We start from the raw sequence: 13,304 nt of genomic DNA on the forward strand, positions 1-13,304 counted from the left end.
CCGGGAGGGCGTGCGTGGCCCGTAGACTGGGGGCGACATTCTCGCGTGGAAGGGACTACCCGTGTCTGACAACGTGCCCACGGCACTCATGGACGATCCGTTCGGCTTCACCGGACTGACCTACGACGACGTCCTGCTGCTGCCCGGCAACACGGACGTGATCCCCTCGGAGGCGTCCACCAAAACCCGGCTCTCGCGCCGGATCACGCTGCAGGCCCCCGTGCTCTCCGCCGCCATGGACACCGTGACCGAGTCCGCGATGGCCATCTCCATGGCCCGCCAGGGCGGCATGGGCGTGATCCACCGCAACCTGTCCATCCAGGACCAGGCGGACCACGTGGACCGCGTCAAGCGCAGCGAGTCCGGGATGATCACCAACCCGGTGACGGTGTCCCCGGACGCCACCCTGGCGGAGCTGGACCGGCTGTGCGGCTACTACAAGGTCTCCGGGCTGCCCGTGGTGGACGAGGACCAGCGGCTGCTGGGAATCATCACCAACCGCGACACCCGCTACCTGCCCGAGAGCGACTTCGACACCCGCCTGGTGCGCGACGTGATGACCCCCATGCCGCTGGTCACGGGCAAGGTGGGGATGGGCAAGGACGAGGCCCACGCGCTGCTCGCCCAGCACAAGATCGAGAAGCTGCCGCTGGTGGACGAGCAGGACCGGCTGACCGGGCTGATCACCGTCAAGGACTTCACCAAGGCGGAGCAGTACCCCCTGGCCACCAAGGACGACGAGGGTCGGCTGCGCGTGGGCGCGGCCGTGGGCTTCTTCGGCGACGGCTGGGAGCGCGCGATGACGCTTGTGGAGGCCGGTGTGGACGCGCTGTTCATCGACACCGCCAACGGCCACTCGCAGGGCGTGCTGGACATGATCGCCCGGCTCAAGAAGGAGCCCGCGGCGGCGCACGTCGACGTCATCGGCGGACAGGCCGCCACGCGCGCCGGTGCCCAGGCGATCGTGGACGCCGGCGCGGACGCCGTGAAGGTGGGCGTGGGTCCGGGCTCCATCTGCACCACCCGCATCATCGCGGGCGTGGGCGTCCCGCAGGTCACCGCGATCAACGAGGCCGCCCAGGTGACCATCCCCGCGGGCGTGCCGCTGATCGCCGACGGCGGGCTGCAGTTCTCCGGCGACATCGGCAAGGCGCTCGTGGCCGGCGCGGACTCCGTGATGCTCGGCTCGCTGCTCGCGGGCTGCGACGAGTCCCCGGGGGAGCTCGTGTTCGTGCAGGGCAAGCAGTTCAAGGCCTACCGCGGCATGGGCTCGCTGGGAGCCATGCAGTCCCGCGGCAAGAACACGTCCTACTCCAAGGACCGCTACTTCCAGGCGGACGTCTCCGACGACGAGAAGCTCATCCCCGAGGGCATCGAGGGCCAGGTGCCCTACCGTGGGCCGTTGTCCTCCGTGCTGCACCAGCTGGACGGCGGGCTGCGCCAGACCATGTTCTACGTGGGCGCGCACAGCGTGGACGAGCTCAAGCACAAGGGCCGCTTCGTGCGGATCACCCCGGCGGGGCTCAAGGAGTCCCACCCGCACGACATCACCATGACGGTGGAAGCCCCCAACTACAAGCGCTGATCCGCGCCGCACCCACCCCCGTGCGCACCGCGCGGTGAAAGGACCCTTCGTGAGCTACGACATCGAGATCGGGCGTTCCAAACGGGCGCGCCGCACGTTCAGCCTGGACGAGATCGCCCTGGTGCCCTCCCGGCGCACGCGCGACCCGCAGGACGTGAGCACGGCGTGGCAGATCGACGCCTACCAGTTCGACATCCCCGTGGTGGGTGCGCCCATGGACTCGGTGATGTCCCCGGCCACGGCCATCGACCTCGGCCGAGCCGGCGGGCTGGGCGTGCTGGACCTCGAGGGCCTGTGGACCCGCTACGAGGACCCGCAGCCCGTCCTGGACGAGATCGCGGACCTCAGCTCCGAGAACCTGCCGCAGGCCACGCGCCGCATGCAGCAGTTGTACTCGGCGCCCATCCAGCCCGAGCTGATCACCGCCCGGCTCGCCGAGATCCGCGAGGCGGGGGTCAGCGTGTCCGGGTCCCTGTCCCCGCAGCGCGTGGTGGAGCACTACCGCACCGTGCTCGAGGCCGGTGTGGACCTGTTCGTGATCCGAGGCACCACGGTCTCCGCGGAGCACGTGTCCAAGACCCAGGACCCGCTGGACCTCAAGCAGTTCATCTACGACCTCGACGTCCCGGTGATCGTGGGCGGCGCCGCGGGGTACACCCCGGCACTGCACCTCATGCGCACGGGCGCGGCCGGTGTGCTCGTGGGCTTCGGCGGGGGAGCGTCCCTGCGCACCGAGTCCATCCTGGGCATCCACGCGGCCATGGCCACGGCCATCTCGGACGTCGCCGCAGCCCGCCGCGACTACCTCGACGAGTCCGGCGGGCGCTACGTCCACGTGATCGCCGACGGCGGCCTGGGCACCTCGGGCGACATCGTCAAGGCCATCGCCATGGGCGCCGACGCCGTGATGCTCGGCACCCTCCTGGCCCGCGCGGAGGAGGCACCCGGTCAAGGCTGGCTGTGGGGCGCGGAGGCGCACAACCCGCACTCGCCCCGCGGTGTGCGCACCCACGTGGGCACGGTGGGACCCCTGGACGAGCTGCTCAACGGGCCCTCCCGCCACGTGGACGGCTCCTCCAACGTGATGGGCGCGCTGCGCCGGGCCATGGCCACCACCGGCTACTCGGACCTCAAGGAGTTCCAGCGCGCCGAGGTGGTCATCCGCAGCTGAGTGCAGCCTCGGGAGTGTGGAGAACGTCCAGGGGTGGCCAGTAGGGTTGAGGGGTGCTGAAATCCGCCCTGCGTCCCCGCTCCCTGGCCTTCCTGGCGGTCGCCCTGCTCGTGGCGGTGCTGTTCGTGCTCCTGAGCCGCTGGCAGCTCAACGCGTCCCTGACCTCCACCACCGTGGCGGACCCCTCCAAGGACCGGGTGAGCAACCTGGAGAGCGTGGTCCCGCCCGGCGAGGCGACCACCGCCCAGCAGGCGGACCACGTGGTCACCGCCGTGGGCACCTACCGCCCGGAGACCACGGTGCTGGTCCCCGGCAGGCTCCAGGACGGCGTCTCCGGGTACTGGGTGGTCACCGAGCTGGTGCTGCCCGAGTCCCGTCAGCGCTGGGATGCCGCGGACCAGGACCTCGGGATCGCCGTGGCACGTGGCTGGGTGGCCTCCCCGGAGGACGCACCCCGGGCGCCCACGGGGGAGATCCGGGTCACCGGTCGCCTGATGCCCACCGACTCCCCGCTGCCCAGTCAGAACACCGAGCGCGGGCAGGTGGCCTCGGTGGCCTCCGCCCAGCTGAGCAACCTGTGGAACGCACCCCTGTACTCGGGGTACGTGGCCGCGTTTGCGGAGGGTCCGGGGGAGTACCCCGCGCCGCTGGCCGATGACGGAACCGTGGCGGCGTCGGCCGGGCCCCTGGGGGCGGGGCTGTCCCGGCTGCAGATCGACCAGCAGCCCACGGACACCTCCGTGCACGCACTGAACCTGTTCTACGCCGTGGAGTGGGTGGTCTTCGCGGGGTTCGCCATCTTCCTGTGGTGGCGTTTCGTGCGGGACGAGCACCTGCGCCGCGAGAACCCCGAGCAGTACTTCTACTTCGACGGCGACTACTTCTGGGACGAGTCCGAGCAGTCCTACTACTACTGGGACGCCCAGGACCAGCGCTACTACTACTTCGACGACCAGCCCGCGGTGGCCGGTGGGCAGCAGCGCACCCCGCCCCGCGACACCCCGCGACCTGACAACGGAGCCACCCATGACTGACCAGACGCCGCAGCCCGACCAGCAGCCCCGCCCGGTGCGACGCACCGACGGTGTGCGCGTGAGCGCCCCGGAAGACGCCAGCCCCGAGCGCGCGACCGTCCCGGACAGCGTGCGTGCCAAGGCCGCCGCTCTCAAGCCGCGACGCCGCTTCGGCGGCACCGAGGCGCAGATCCGGACCGCGCTGAACATCTACAAGGTGTGCGCGTGGGTCTCCGGCACGTTCCTGCTGCTGCTCGTGGCCGAGATGGTCACCCGCTACGCGCTCGGCTACGACCTCATCGCCGGGGGCACCGACAAGACCACGGGGCAGAGCGTGGCCCTGGGCTGGCAGAACCTGGATCTCGAGAACCTGGCCGGTGGCGTGAACGTGTCCACCTGGATCCTGATCGTGCACGGCTGGTTCTACGTGGTCTACCTGCTCTCGTGCCTGCGCGTGTGGTCCCTCATGCGCTGGCCGTTCCCGCAGCTGATCGTCATGGCGCTGGGCGGTGTGGTGCCGTTCCTCTCGTTCATCGTGGAGCGCAAGATCCACCGCTCCACCGAGGCGGAGCTCGCGGCCAATCCCAAGGCCGCCAAACGCTACTGAGGCCCGCCGGGGCACGGGCCCACGTGTTCTAGACTTGGGGGCGTGACTGAAACCCCTGACAACCTGAGCGAACTGGAGCAACGCCCGGTACTCGTGGTCGACTACGGTGCGCAGTACGCGCAGCTGATCGCCCGCAGGGTGCGCGAGGCCAACGTGTACTCCGAGATCGTCCCGCACACCTGGTCCACGGAGCAGATCCTGCAGCGCAACCCCGCTGCCCTGATCCTCTCCGGCGGCCCCGCCTCCGTGTACGCGCCCGGCGCGCCGCAGCGCGATGCCGAGCTGTTCGAGGCCGGCGTGCCCGTGCTGGGCATCTGCTACGGGTTCCAGGTCATGGCCGCCGCCCTGGGCGGGACCGTGGAGCGCACGGGGGTGCGCGAGTACGGCGCCACCACCGCCACGTGCCAGGACACCGCCGTGGGCACCCTGCTGGACGGCACCCCGGACGTGCAGACCGTGTGGATGAGCCACGGTGACTCCGTCACGGCCGCCCCCGAGGGCTTCACCACCCTGGCCACCACCGAGGGTGCCCCCGTGGCGGCCTTCGAGAACCGCGAACGCCGCCTCTACGGCGTGCAGTGGCACCCCGAGGTCAAGCACTCGGCGTACGGGCAGAAGATCTTGGAGAACTTCCTCTTCAACGGCGCCCAGCTGAGCCCCACGTGGTCCACCGGCAACATCATCGAGGAGCAGGTGGCCGCGATCCGCGCCCAGGTGGGTGACGGCAAGGCCCTGTGCGGGCTCTCCGGCGGCGTGGACTCCGCCGTGGCCGCGGCCCTCGTGCAGCGCGCCATCGGCGACCGCCTCACGTGCGTGCTCGTGGACCACGGGCTGATGCGCCAGGACGAGGTCGAGCAGGTCGAGAAGGACTACGTGGCCGCCACGGGCGTCAAGCTGCACGTGGCTCGGGAGCAGGACCGCTTCCTGGAGGCCCTCAAGGGAGTCACCGACCCCGAGACCAAGCGCAAGGCCATCGGCCGGGAGTTCATCCGCGCGTTCGAGGCCGCCGAGGAGAAGGTGCTTCGCGCCGAGGCCCAGGACGGCGAACCCGTGCGGTTCCTGGTCCAGGGCACCCTCTACCCGGACGTCGTCGAGTCGGGCGGTGGTGAGGGCGCGGCCAACATCAAGAGCCACCACAACGTGGGCGGCCTGCCCGAGGACCTGCAGTTCGAGCTCGTGGAGCCGCTGCGGGCCCTGTTCAAGGACGAGGTCCGCGCGGTGGGCCGCGAGCTCGGGCTGCCCGAGAACATCGTGGGCCGCCAGCCGTTCCCCGGCCCCGGCCTGGGCATCCGCATCATCGGCGAGGTCACCGAGCACCGCCTGGACATCCTGCGCCGCGCGGACGCGATCGCGCGCGAGGAGCTCACCAGGGCGGGTCTGGACGACGAGGTCTGGCAGATGCCCGTGGTGCTGCTCGCGGATGTGCGCTCCGTGGGCGTGCAGGGCGACGGCCGCACCTACGGTCACCCGATCGTGCTGCGACCGGTCAGCTCCGAGGACGCCATGACCGCCGACTGGTCCCGGCTGCCCTCCGAGCTGCTGGCGCGGGTGTCCAACCGGATCACCAACGAGGTCGAGGAGATCAACCGCGTGGTCCTGGACGTGACGTCCAAGCCGCCGGGAACCATCGAGTGGGAGTGACCCCCGCCCCCTGAGGACCATCGTCAGTTCCGGTGCGCCGGTCGGCCCCACTTCCCCGTGGCGCAGACCGGCGCACTCGTGAGTAGGAGCACCATGCCGACACCCGCACCGCACGACGCCCCCCGCGAGACACCCCAGGACGCGGGTGCCTCGCCGTCGGACGGCCAGCACCCCCGTGTGTCCCTGCGGGCGTGGACCCAGCAGATGGACGCCTACACCGGCCCGGACACCCTCCTGGACTTCAACCAGGTGGACAACGTGTGCATCGACCTCACGGAGGCGAACTCCTCGGGGCAGGCGCAGCTGCTGATGCAGCGCCCCACGCGGCTGTCCACGATGATCCACCAGGACACCCCCGCCTACGACCGGGCGGTGCGCTCCGCGCGGGCGCTGCGCACCAAGATCCACGAGCTGTCCGTGGGCCACGGGCTGGACGCCGCCTACCTCGCGGCGGGCACCGCCTCCTGGCTCGCGGACCCGGTGGCGGACGGGCTGCGGCGCTTCATCGCCCCCGTGCTGCTGGCCCCGGTGAGCGTGAAGCTGCGCCCGGACCACAAGGACTTCGAGCTGCACATCGTGGGCCCCGCCCACCTGAACCCGGCGCTGGTCCGCCGGCTGCGGGAGGACCACGGGGTCGAGCTTGCCACGGCGGAGATGTCCCGGCTCGCGTACGGCACGCGCAAGCTCGACCCGGCGCCCGTGCTCGAGACCCTGCGCCAGCTGGCCGCGGAGGTGCCCGGGATGCACGTGGAGCACCAGCTGGTGGTCTCCACGTTCGCGGACCTGCACGAGCGCCCGGCGGACGAGCACGTGGTGGCCCGGAGCCGGTTCGTGGCGGACCTGGCGCGGTTGAAGAACCCCGAGGTGGGCAAGCTGCCGGTGGTCGAGCCCGTCACCAACCGTGCCCCTGCCCTGGACGAGCGCGATCCAGCGCAAGAGCTGCTGCTCACGGACCTGGACGCGGACCAGCAGGAGGTCGTGGACCTGGCCGAGCAGGGGGAGAGCTTCGTGGTGGGCACCCCGGTGGGGACCCCCGCCGTGGACACCGTGGTCTCCACCGTGGGCGCCCTGGTGCACGGGGGGCGCAGCGTGGTGGTCCTGGGCGAGTCTCGCACCACGCTGGCCGCCTTCACCCGCGCCTGGAACCGCACGGGGCTCGACTCGCTCGTGCTGCCCCTGGGCTCGCACCTCAGCCCGGACGACGTCGCCGAGCGGCTCGTGCGCGCCGTCGCCCGCAACGAGCGGGCCGTCCAGCCGCAGACGGAGCAGATCCACGACGTGCTCCGTCGCTCGCGCGAGCAGCTGCGGGTGCACGAGGAGTCCCTGCACGCCCGGCGCCCGCGCTGGCAGGCCTCGCCGTACGAGGCCATGCAGGCGCTCGCGGAGCTCACGGCGCGCGAACCCGGCCCGCAGACCGCGGTCCGCTTCCGCCGGTCGGTGCTCGACGCCGTGTCCCACCGCGCGGAGGTGCGGCGCCAGCTGCAGCGTGCGGCCGGGCTCGGCGCGTTCGACGCCGCCACCCTGGCCAGCCCGTGGCACGGTGCCCGGCTGGTCAACGACGACGAGGCCCGGCAGGCGCACGAGCTCGCGAAGTCCCTGCTGCTGGAGCTGACCACCCTCACCACGGCCATGCGGCACGTGCTGGGGGTCTCGGGGCTGCGCGTGGGCACCACGATCGCCGAGTGGGAGCAGCAGCTGGAGCTCGTGATCGACGTGGGCAACTCGCTGCGCCACCTCACCCCGGACATCTACGACCGCCCCGTGACGGACCTGATCGCGGCCACCGCGTCCGCGTCCTGGCGCCGTGACCACGAGATCGAGCTCAGCGGCCTGCAGCGCTCCCGGCTGCGCAAGGCCGCCAAGGAGTACATCCGTCCCGGCGTGCACCTCTCGGACCTGCACGCGGCCCTCGTGAAGGTGCAGTCGGAGCGGGACCGGTGGCGGCAGTGGGCCACCACCCTGGAGCAGCCCGCGGTCTCCGACCGTGCGGAGGAGACCCTGCGCACCCACCGGCGCTTCCGCGAGGACCTCGAGGGCCTCGCGATCGCCCTGGAGGGCTCGGCCACCGCGGCCCGGCTGGAGTCCGCGAGCGTGGACGAGCTCGCGGTGATCCTGGACGAGCTGATCAACGACGAGCCCCACCTGAGCACCCTGCCCGAGCGCACCGTGCTGCTCGAGGACCTGCGCGCCCGGGGCCTGGGCGAATTCCTCGAGGACCTCGAGACGCGCGGGGTGCCCGCGGAGCGCGTGGACGACGAGCTGGAGCTCGCGTGGTGGCAGTCCGTGCTGGAGGCCATGATCAGTGGGGACGACTTCGTGGCCATGCCGGACGGCACCCAGCTGCGCAGGACCGAGTCCGCGTTCCGACGCGCCGACTCGGCCCACGTGGCGGCGGCCCCCGCTCGCCTGGAGCACGAGCTCGCCACCCGGTGGTCCCTGGCGGCCCGGCAGTTCCCTCGCGAGGCGCGGCTGCTGCGGGACATGCTGCGCAGCGGACGGGTGCGCACCGAGGAGCTGGACCGGGTGCAGCACCTCACCCCGGCGCTCGTGCCCGTGTGGACGGCCAGCCCGCTCGCGCTCACCGCCACCCTCGGGGAGGAGCAGAGCGTGGACACCGTGGTGGTGCTGGACGCGGAGTCCACCCCCCTCGCGGCCACGCTGCCCGCGCTCGTGAAGGCCCGGCAGGTGATCGCGTTCGGCGACCCGCACGCGGGCGGCCCGCAGCCGTTCACCGTGGCACCGCACGTGAGCGCGCGGGACGTGGCGCCGCCCGCCACCGAGGTGGACTCCGCGTGGGACGCGCTGTCCCGCGTGGTGGACTCGCGCAGCCTCACCTCGGTGCGGCGGCCCATGGACCCCCGGCTGTTCGACTACCTCAACGAGGCCTTCTACGACGGCGGGCTGACCCGGATCCCGTACGCCTCGGAGCTCGTGGCCGCCACCACCGGACTCTCCGCCGAGTACGTGGCGGACGGCGTGGGTGTGCTCACCGCGGGCAGCGAGGGGGTGCAGGCGCCCACCGCGGAGGTCCAGCGCACCGTGGACCTCGTGTTCGCGCACGCCGCCCGCCACCCGCAGCGCTCGCTGGCCGTGGTCACCGCGAGCGCGATGCATGCGGCCCGCGTGGCGCAGGCCGTGCAGCGTCGGCTGCGGGAGACCGGGGAGTCGGCGGAGTTCTTCGCCCCGGGCCACGAGTCCTTCCGCGTGGTGGAGCTGCACCGGGCCGCGGGGATCGAGCGGGACACCGTGATCTTCTCCCTGGGCTTCGGCCGCACCACGTCCGGGCGCAGCACCCCGCAGCTGGGGGCGCTCTCGGAGCGCGACGGCCGCCAGGCGTTCGTGCGGGGGATGACCCGCGCGCGGCGGCACACGCACATCGTCACGTCCATCCATCCCAAGGACACGGAGCCCCGCCGGCTCCAGTACGGCGCCAAGGACATGTACCACATGCTCGAGGTGCTCTTCGGGGAGCAGACCACGTCCGAGCGGGCGCCCGCCCCGCCGCAGGACGCGGAGGCGGTGACCGATGCCCTGGTGGCAGACCTGGCCCGCCGGCTGCGCAGCGCCGGGGCCACCGTGCACACCGGCTACGCGCACGCGGTGGACGTGGCGGCCCACGCGGACGCGGAGTCCCTCTCCGCCGGGGCGGTGCTGCAGCCGAGCGCACCGGAGGCCCCGGTGCGGATCCCGGTGGCCATGCGCTCGGACGGCTCGCCGCGCAGCCGGGCGCTGAGCGTGCGCGAGCGCTCCCGGCTGGTCCCGCAGCACCTGGAGCGCGCGGGCTGGAACTACGTGAGCCTGTGGTCCGTGGAGGTGTTCACGGATCCCCAGACCGTGGCGGCACTCGTGCAGCGCTACCTGGGACTCGCGGGCGAGCCGCCCGCCGACGGTGCCGCGGACACGTCCGCCGAGCCGCGGGGCGTCCGGGGCGGTGCACAGGATGGGGACTGAACCCCCGGCCCGGGAAGACACCGGCGGCACCCGGCCGGGCGGGCGTCGTCGTGGCTCGCACCGGCGGGTCACGGGAGGCACCTCCGGCGATCCGGACCGTGCGCTGGGCTCGCAGGACTGGGGTCACGCGGAGCCGGAGCTCGGAGCGGACGCCCCCGACCCCCGCGAGGCCGTGAGCGGATCGGGGCACGAGACCTGGCTGCGGGAGCAGCGGCCCCCGCACTGGGGCTGAGGACCCCGAGGGGTGCCGCGTGCGCTCTCACCGGGACACCAGCACGAGCGACACGCGTCCACTGCCCTCCAGGGACGCCAGCTCCGCGGCCGTCTCACGGGGCGCGGCCAGGACCACGAGGCCGGCGTCGTCGTCGGTGCCTGCCGCGAGCAGCGAGCTGCCGGTGCCGGACGGTGCCCCGGCCGCCCACAGCACGGTGACCGCCCGTGCCGCGGTGCGCCCCCGGGCGCTGCGGGCCTCGTCCGTGTGGTGCACCACGTCCACGGCGTCCCCCGGGCGCACGTGCCGCAGCACTGCCGGATCACTCACGCGCACGGTGGCGGCCGTGGTGCCCGTCGGCTGGCCGGTGAGTACGCCGGGGCCCAGCACGGTGGAGGACGTCACGGGCTGCCCCGGGGTGAGCGCCACGGCGCTGGTCTGACCCTGTGCCTCGGCGGGGGAGGCGTACGCACCGGTGGGGGCCAGCGCCTCGGGGAACTGCGAGACCGCCAGGTCGCCCGCGCCCAGGGAAGTGCCTGCGGGGACCTCGTGCGCGGCCGTCACCACGGGAGCGGTCCGGGCCCCGGGAGGGGCCAGCCGGAGGACCACGAGTGTCAGGGCCAGTGCGCACAGCGCGGCGGCCACGAGACGGTGGCGGCGCCGCACCGCCGTGCGCAGGCGCAGTCCGAGCGGATAGTGCGGGCGAGACGATGAGCTCATGACCGCACGCTAGGCACGGGTGACCCGGGCCCCGGCCGTCGATCAGGGAGCGGTGGACAGCTCTGGCCCGCGCTGCGTCGGTGGGCAGGATGGGCAGGGCGGATGCCGCGGGCGTCCGCCGCTCGCGGAGCGGGTCGTGCGGGACGGGCGGTGCGCGCGGGCCAGCCGCCGGGGCTGTTCGCACCGGGAGAGCTCCGCCCACGAACGGACCGGGTGCTGCTCGGACCGGCCAGGATGCATCCCGGGGGAGCGGCTGCCGTGCCGGGGCCGGCGGCGGGGCCTGGAGGACGCGCTCGACGCGGGCCCTCAGCCCGCGTCGGCTGCGGTCACTTCTTCCCGTCGCCGCCCGAGCTGCCACTTCCGGAGCTGCCGGAGGTCGAGGAACTGGCTGACGACGTGCCGGAGGTCGTGGCCCCCGCCCCGCTGGAGCTGCCACCGTCACCGGAGCTCGAGGCGGTGGAGCTCTGCGAGCCGGAGTCCCCGGACCCCGCGGTCCCGGTGCCGGAGGAGCGCCCGCCGGCCGAGGAGTCCGAGCGGGAGTCGTTGCGGTAGAAGCCGGAGCCCTTGAACACCACGCCCACCGAGTTGAACTTCTTCCGCAGCTGCCCGCCGCACTCGGGGCAGACCGTGAGAGCGTCGTCGGAGAAGGACTGGCGGATGTCGAAAGCATGGCCGCAGTCTTTGCAGGCGTAGGCGTATACGGGCACGGGGCTTCCTTCGGTGGGGTGGGATTCTGCGACCCCTCATCCTACTCGCGGCAGCGCCTCAGTCGGTTCCGCCCAGCCGCAGCACCGCGCGCTCGGTGAGCACCTCGGCCAGCACGGCGTCGTGGGGTTCCCGGGGCACGTGCCCGGCGGGGAGCACCTCGTCCGCGAAGCAGCACGCCATGGTCCGCGGCCGGTGTCCCGCACTCCCGAGACCTTCCAGGAAGCGGTCGTAGTAGCCGCCGCCGAAGCCGAGCCGCACGCCGTCGCGGTCCACCGCCACCACTGGCACGAGCAGCAGCCGCACCGCGGCGAACACGTCCAGCTCCCGGCGGGGTCCGGCCGGTTCCAGCAGCCCTGGCAGGGACCCGGCCACGAGCTCGGCGCCCGGGTGCCACTGCACCCACGCGAGCCGGTGCCCCGGCTCCACGACCGGCAGCCACACGCGTCGTCCCGCGGCGTGCGCGGCCTCCAGCCCGGGCAGCAGCGGTGGTTCGCCGGGCAGGGGAAGGAACGCGGCGACGTCGCCCGGGCCCGTCCGGGCGAGCACGCGCGCGAGCTGCGCCGCGAAGCCGGCCTGTGCGGCGTGGCGAGCGCCGGCACTGCGACGACGACGCCGCTGCCGCACCTGCGCACGCAGCTGCGCCTTCTCGTGGGTCCCGGCTCCGGGCTGCCCCATCCGCGTGCTCCTGCCGTGAGTGTCCGCTCTTGGGAGTACATCAGCGGACTCACCGCACCACACGGGGGTTGGAGCGCGGGCGCCGATGTGTCGTGCTTTACCCTAAGTCCATGAGCCCACACGAGATGAAGCGCGTTCACAAGGCCGTCATTCCCGCGGCGGGGCTGGGCACCCGGTTCCTGCCCGCCACCAAGGCCATGCCCAAGGAGATGCTGCCGGTCGTGGACCGCCCGGCCATCCAGTACGTGGTGCAGGAGGCCGTGGACGCCGGCCTCGACGATGTCCTCATGATCACCGGGCGCTCCAAGCGGGCCCTGGAGGACCACTTCGACCGCGTTCCCGCGCTCGAGGCGCAGCTCAAGGAGTCCGGCAAGGACGCCCTGCTGGCCGGGGTGGAGCACGCCTCCGAGCTCGGCGAGATCCACTACCTGCGCCAGCAGGATCCCAAGGGTCTCGGCCACGCCGTGCTGCGCGCCAAGACCCACGTGGGGCAGGACCCGTTCGCGGTGCTGCTCGGGGACGACCTCATCGACGAGAAGGAGGACCTGCTCTCCCGGATGATCGAGGTCCAGGAGCGCACGGGCGGCTCCGTGGTGGCCCTCATGGAGGTGCCCCGCGAGAACATCAGCGCCTACGGCTGCGCGGACGTCACGGTGCTCGAGGGTGAGGACCACGTCCGGATCAACGGGCTCGTGGAGAAGCCCGCTCCCGAGGACGCCCCCTCGAACCTCGCCATCATCGGCCGCTACGTGCTGCACCCGGAGATCTTCGAGATCCTCGAGAACACCGCGCCCGGCCGCGGGGACGAGATCCAGTTGACGGACGCCATGCAGACCATCGCGGACCGCGGGGACAGCGCCCACGGCATGTACGGCGTGGTCTTCAAGGGCCGCCGCTTCGACACCGGGGACAAGCTGTCCTACCTCAAGGCCAACATCGAACTCGCGTGCGAGCGCGAGGACCTCGGCCCCGGTCTGCGCTCCTGGATCAAGGACTACGCCCAGACCCTCGAGTCCTGAGGA

General features: G+C 72.6%; 11 protein-coding genes. 8 read left to right on the top strand and 3 right to left on the bottom strand.

Annotated elements, in window-relative coordinates; translation table 11 throughout:
* Positions 1-88 precede the first annotated feature (88 nt).
* From guaB to KRH_RS03315, 7 genes are all read left to right on the top strand, one after another.
* Entirely contained in the window at positions 89-1,585 is a 1,497-nt protein-coding gene (gene guaB, locus KRH_RS03285; RefSeq protein WP_041297521.1) for an IMP dehydrogenase, read from the top strand.
* A gap of 49 nt (positions 1,586-1,634) precedes the next feature.
* Positions 1,635-2,756, top strand: a complete 1,122-nt coding sequence (locus KRH_RS03290) for a GuaB3 family IMP dehydrogenase-related protein (RefSeq protein ID WP_012397751.1) — start codon at positions 1,635-1,637, stop codon at positions 2,754-2,756.
* A gap of 53 nt (positions 2,757-2,809) precedes the next feature.
* Positions 2,810-3,790: an SURF1 family protein gene (locus tag KRH_RS03295; RefSeq protein ID WP_012397752.1), complete on the top strand. Its 981-nt coding sequence runs from the start codon at positions 2,810-2,812 to the stop codon at positions 3,788-3,790.
* Positions 3,783-4,376: a DUF3817 domain-containing protein gene (locus KRH_RS03300; RefSeq protein ID WP_012397753.1), complete on the top strand. Its 594-nt coding sequence runs from the start codon at positions 3,783-3,785 to the stop codon at positions 4,374-4,376. The genes KRH_RS03295 and KRH_RS03300 overlap by 8 nt, the downstream gene beginning before the upstream one ends.
* Positions 4,377-4,418: 42 nt before the next feature.
* Complete coding sequence (guaA, locus tag KRH_RS03305; RefSeq protein WP_012397754.1) at positions 4,419-6,017, top strand: glutamine-hydrolyzing GMP synthase; 1,599 nt, start codon at positions 4,419-4,421, stop codon at positions 6,015-6,017.
* 93 nt (positions 6,018-6,110) lie between these two features.
* Positions 6,111-9,968 carry a DEAD/DEAH box helicase gene (locus KRH_RS03310; RefSeq protein ID WP_050738032.1) on the top strand — a complete coding sequence of 1,286 codons (3,858 nt, stop codon included), beginning with the start codon at positions 6,111-6,113 and terminating at the stop codon, positions 9,966-9,968.
* Positions 9,958-10,200 carry a hypothetical protein gene (locus KRH_RS03315; protein ID WP_012397756.1) on the top strand — a complete coding sequence of 81 codons (243 nt, stop codon included), beginning with the start codon at positions 9,958-9,960 and terminating at the stop codon, positions 10,198-10,200. Before KRH_RS03310 ends, KRH_RS03315 begins: the two co-directional genes overlap by 11 nt.
* A gap of 27 nt (positions 10,201-10,227) precedes the next feature.
* On the opposite strand, the gene cpaB is transcribed toward KRH_RS03315, so the two are convergent.
* The 3 genes from cpaB to KRH_RS03330 all read right to left on the bottom strand — a co-directional run bounded on the left by cpaB (position 10,228) and on the right by KRH_RS03330 (position 12,282).
* Positions 10,228-10,899: a Flp pilus assembly protein CpaB gene (cpaB, locus tag KRH_RS03320; RefSeq protein WP_012397757.1), complete on the bottom strand. Its 672-nt coding sequence runs from the start codon at positions 10,897-10,899 to the stop codon at positions 10,228-10,230.
* 326 nt (positions 10,900-11,225) lie between these two features.
* A complete protein-coding gene (locus tag KRH_RS03325) occupies positions 11,226-11,606 on the bottom strand; it encodes an FmdB family zinc ribbon protein (RefSeq protein ID WP_012397758.1) in 381 nt (126 codons plus the stop codon).
* A 58-nt stretch (positions 11,607-11,664) separates the two neighbouring features.
* On the bottom strand, positions 11,665-12,282 hold the full coding sequence (locus KRH_RS03330) for a 5-formyltetrahydrofolate cyclo-ligase (RefSeq protein ID WP_012397759.1): 618 nt from the start codon (positions 12,280-12,282) through the stop codon (positions 11,665-11,667).
* A gap of 110 nt (positions 12,283-12,392) precedes the next feature.
* Between KRH_RS03330 and galU the strand changes: the two genes are divergently transcribed.
* Complete coding sequence (gene galU / locus KRH_RS03335; protein WP_012397760.1) at positions 12,393-13,301, top strand: UTP--glucose-1-phosphate uridylyltransferase GalU; 909 nt, start codon at positions 12,393-12,395, stop codon at positions 13,299-13,301.
* The last annotated feature ends 3 nt before the right edge of the window (positions 13,302-13,304 follow it).

Origin of the sequence: Kocuria rhizophila DC2201 (genome assembly GCF_000010285.1) — a bacterium.
GTDB lineage: Bacteria > Actinomycetota > Actinomycetes > Actinomycetales > Micrococcaceae > Kocuria > Kocuria rhizophila_A.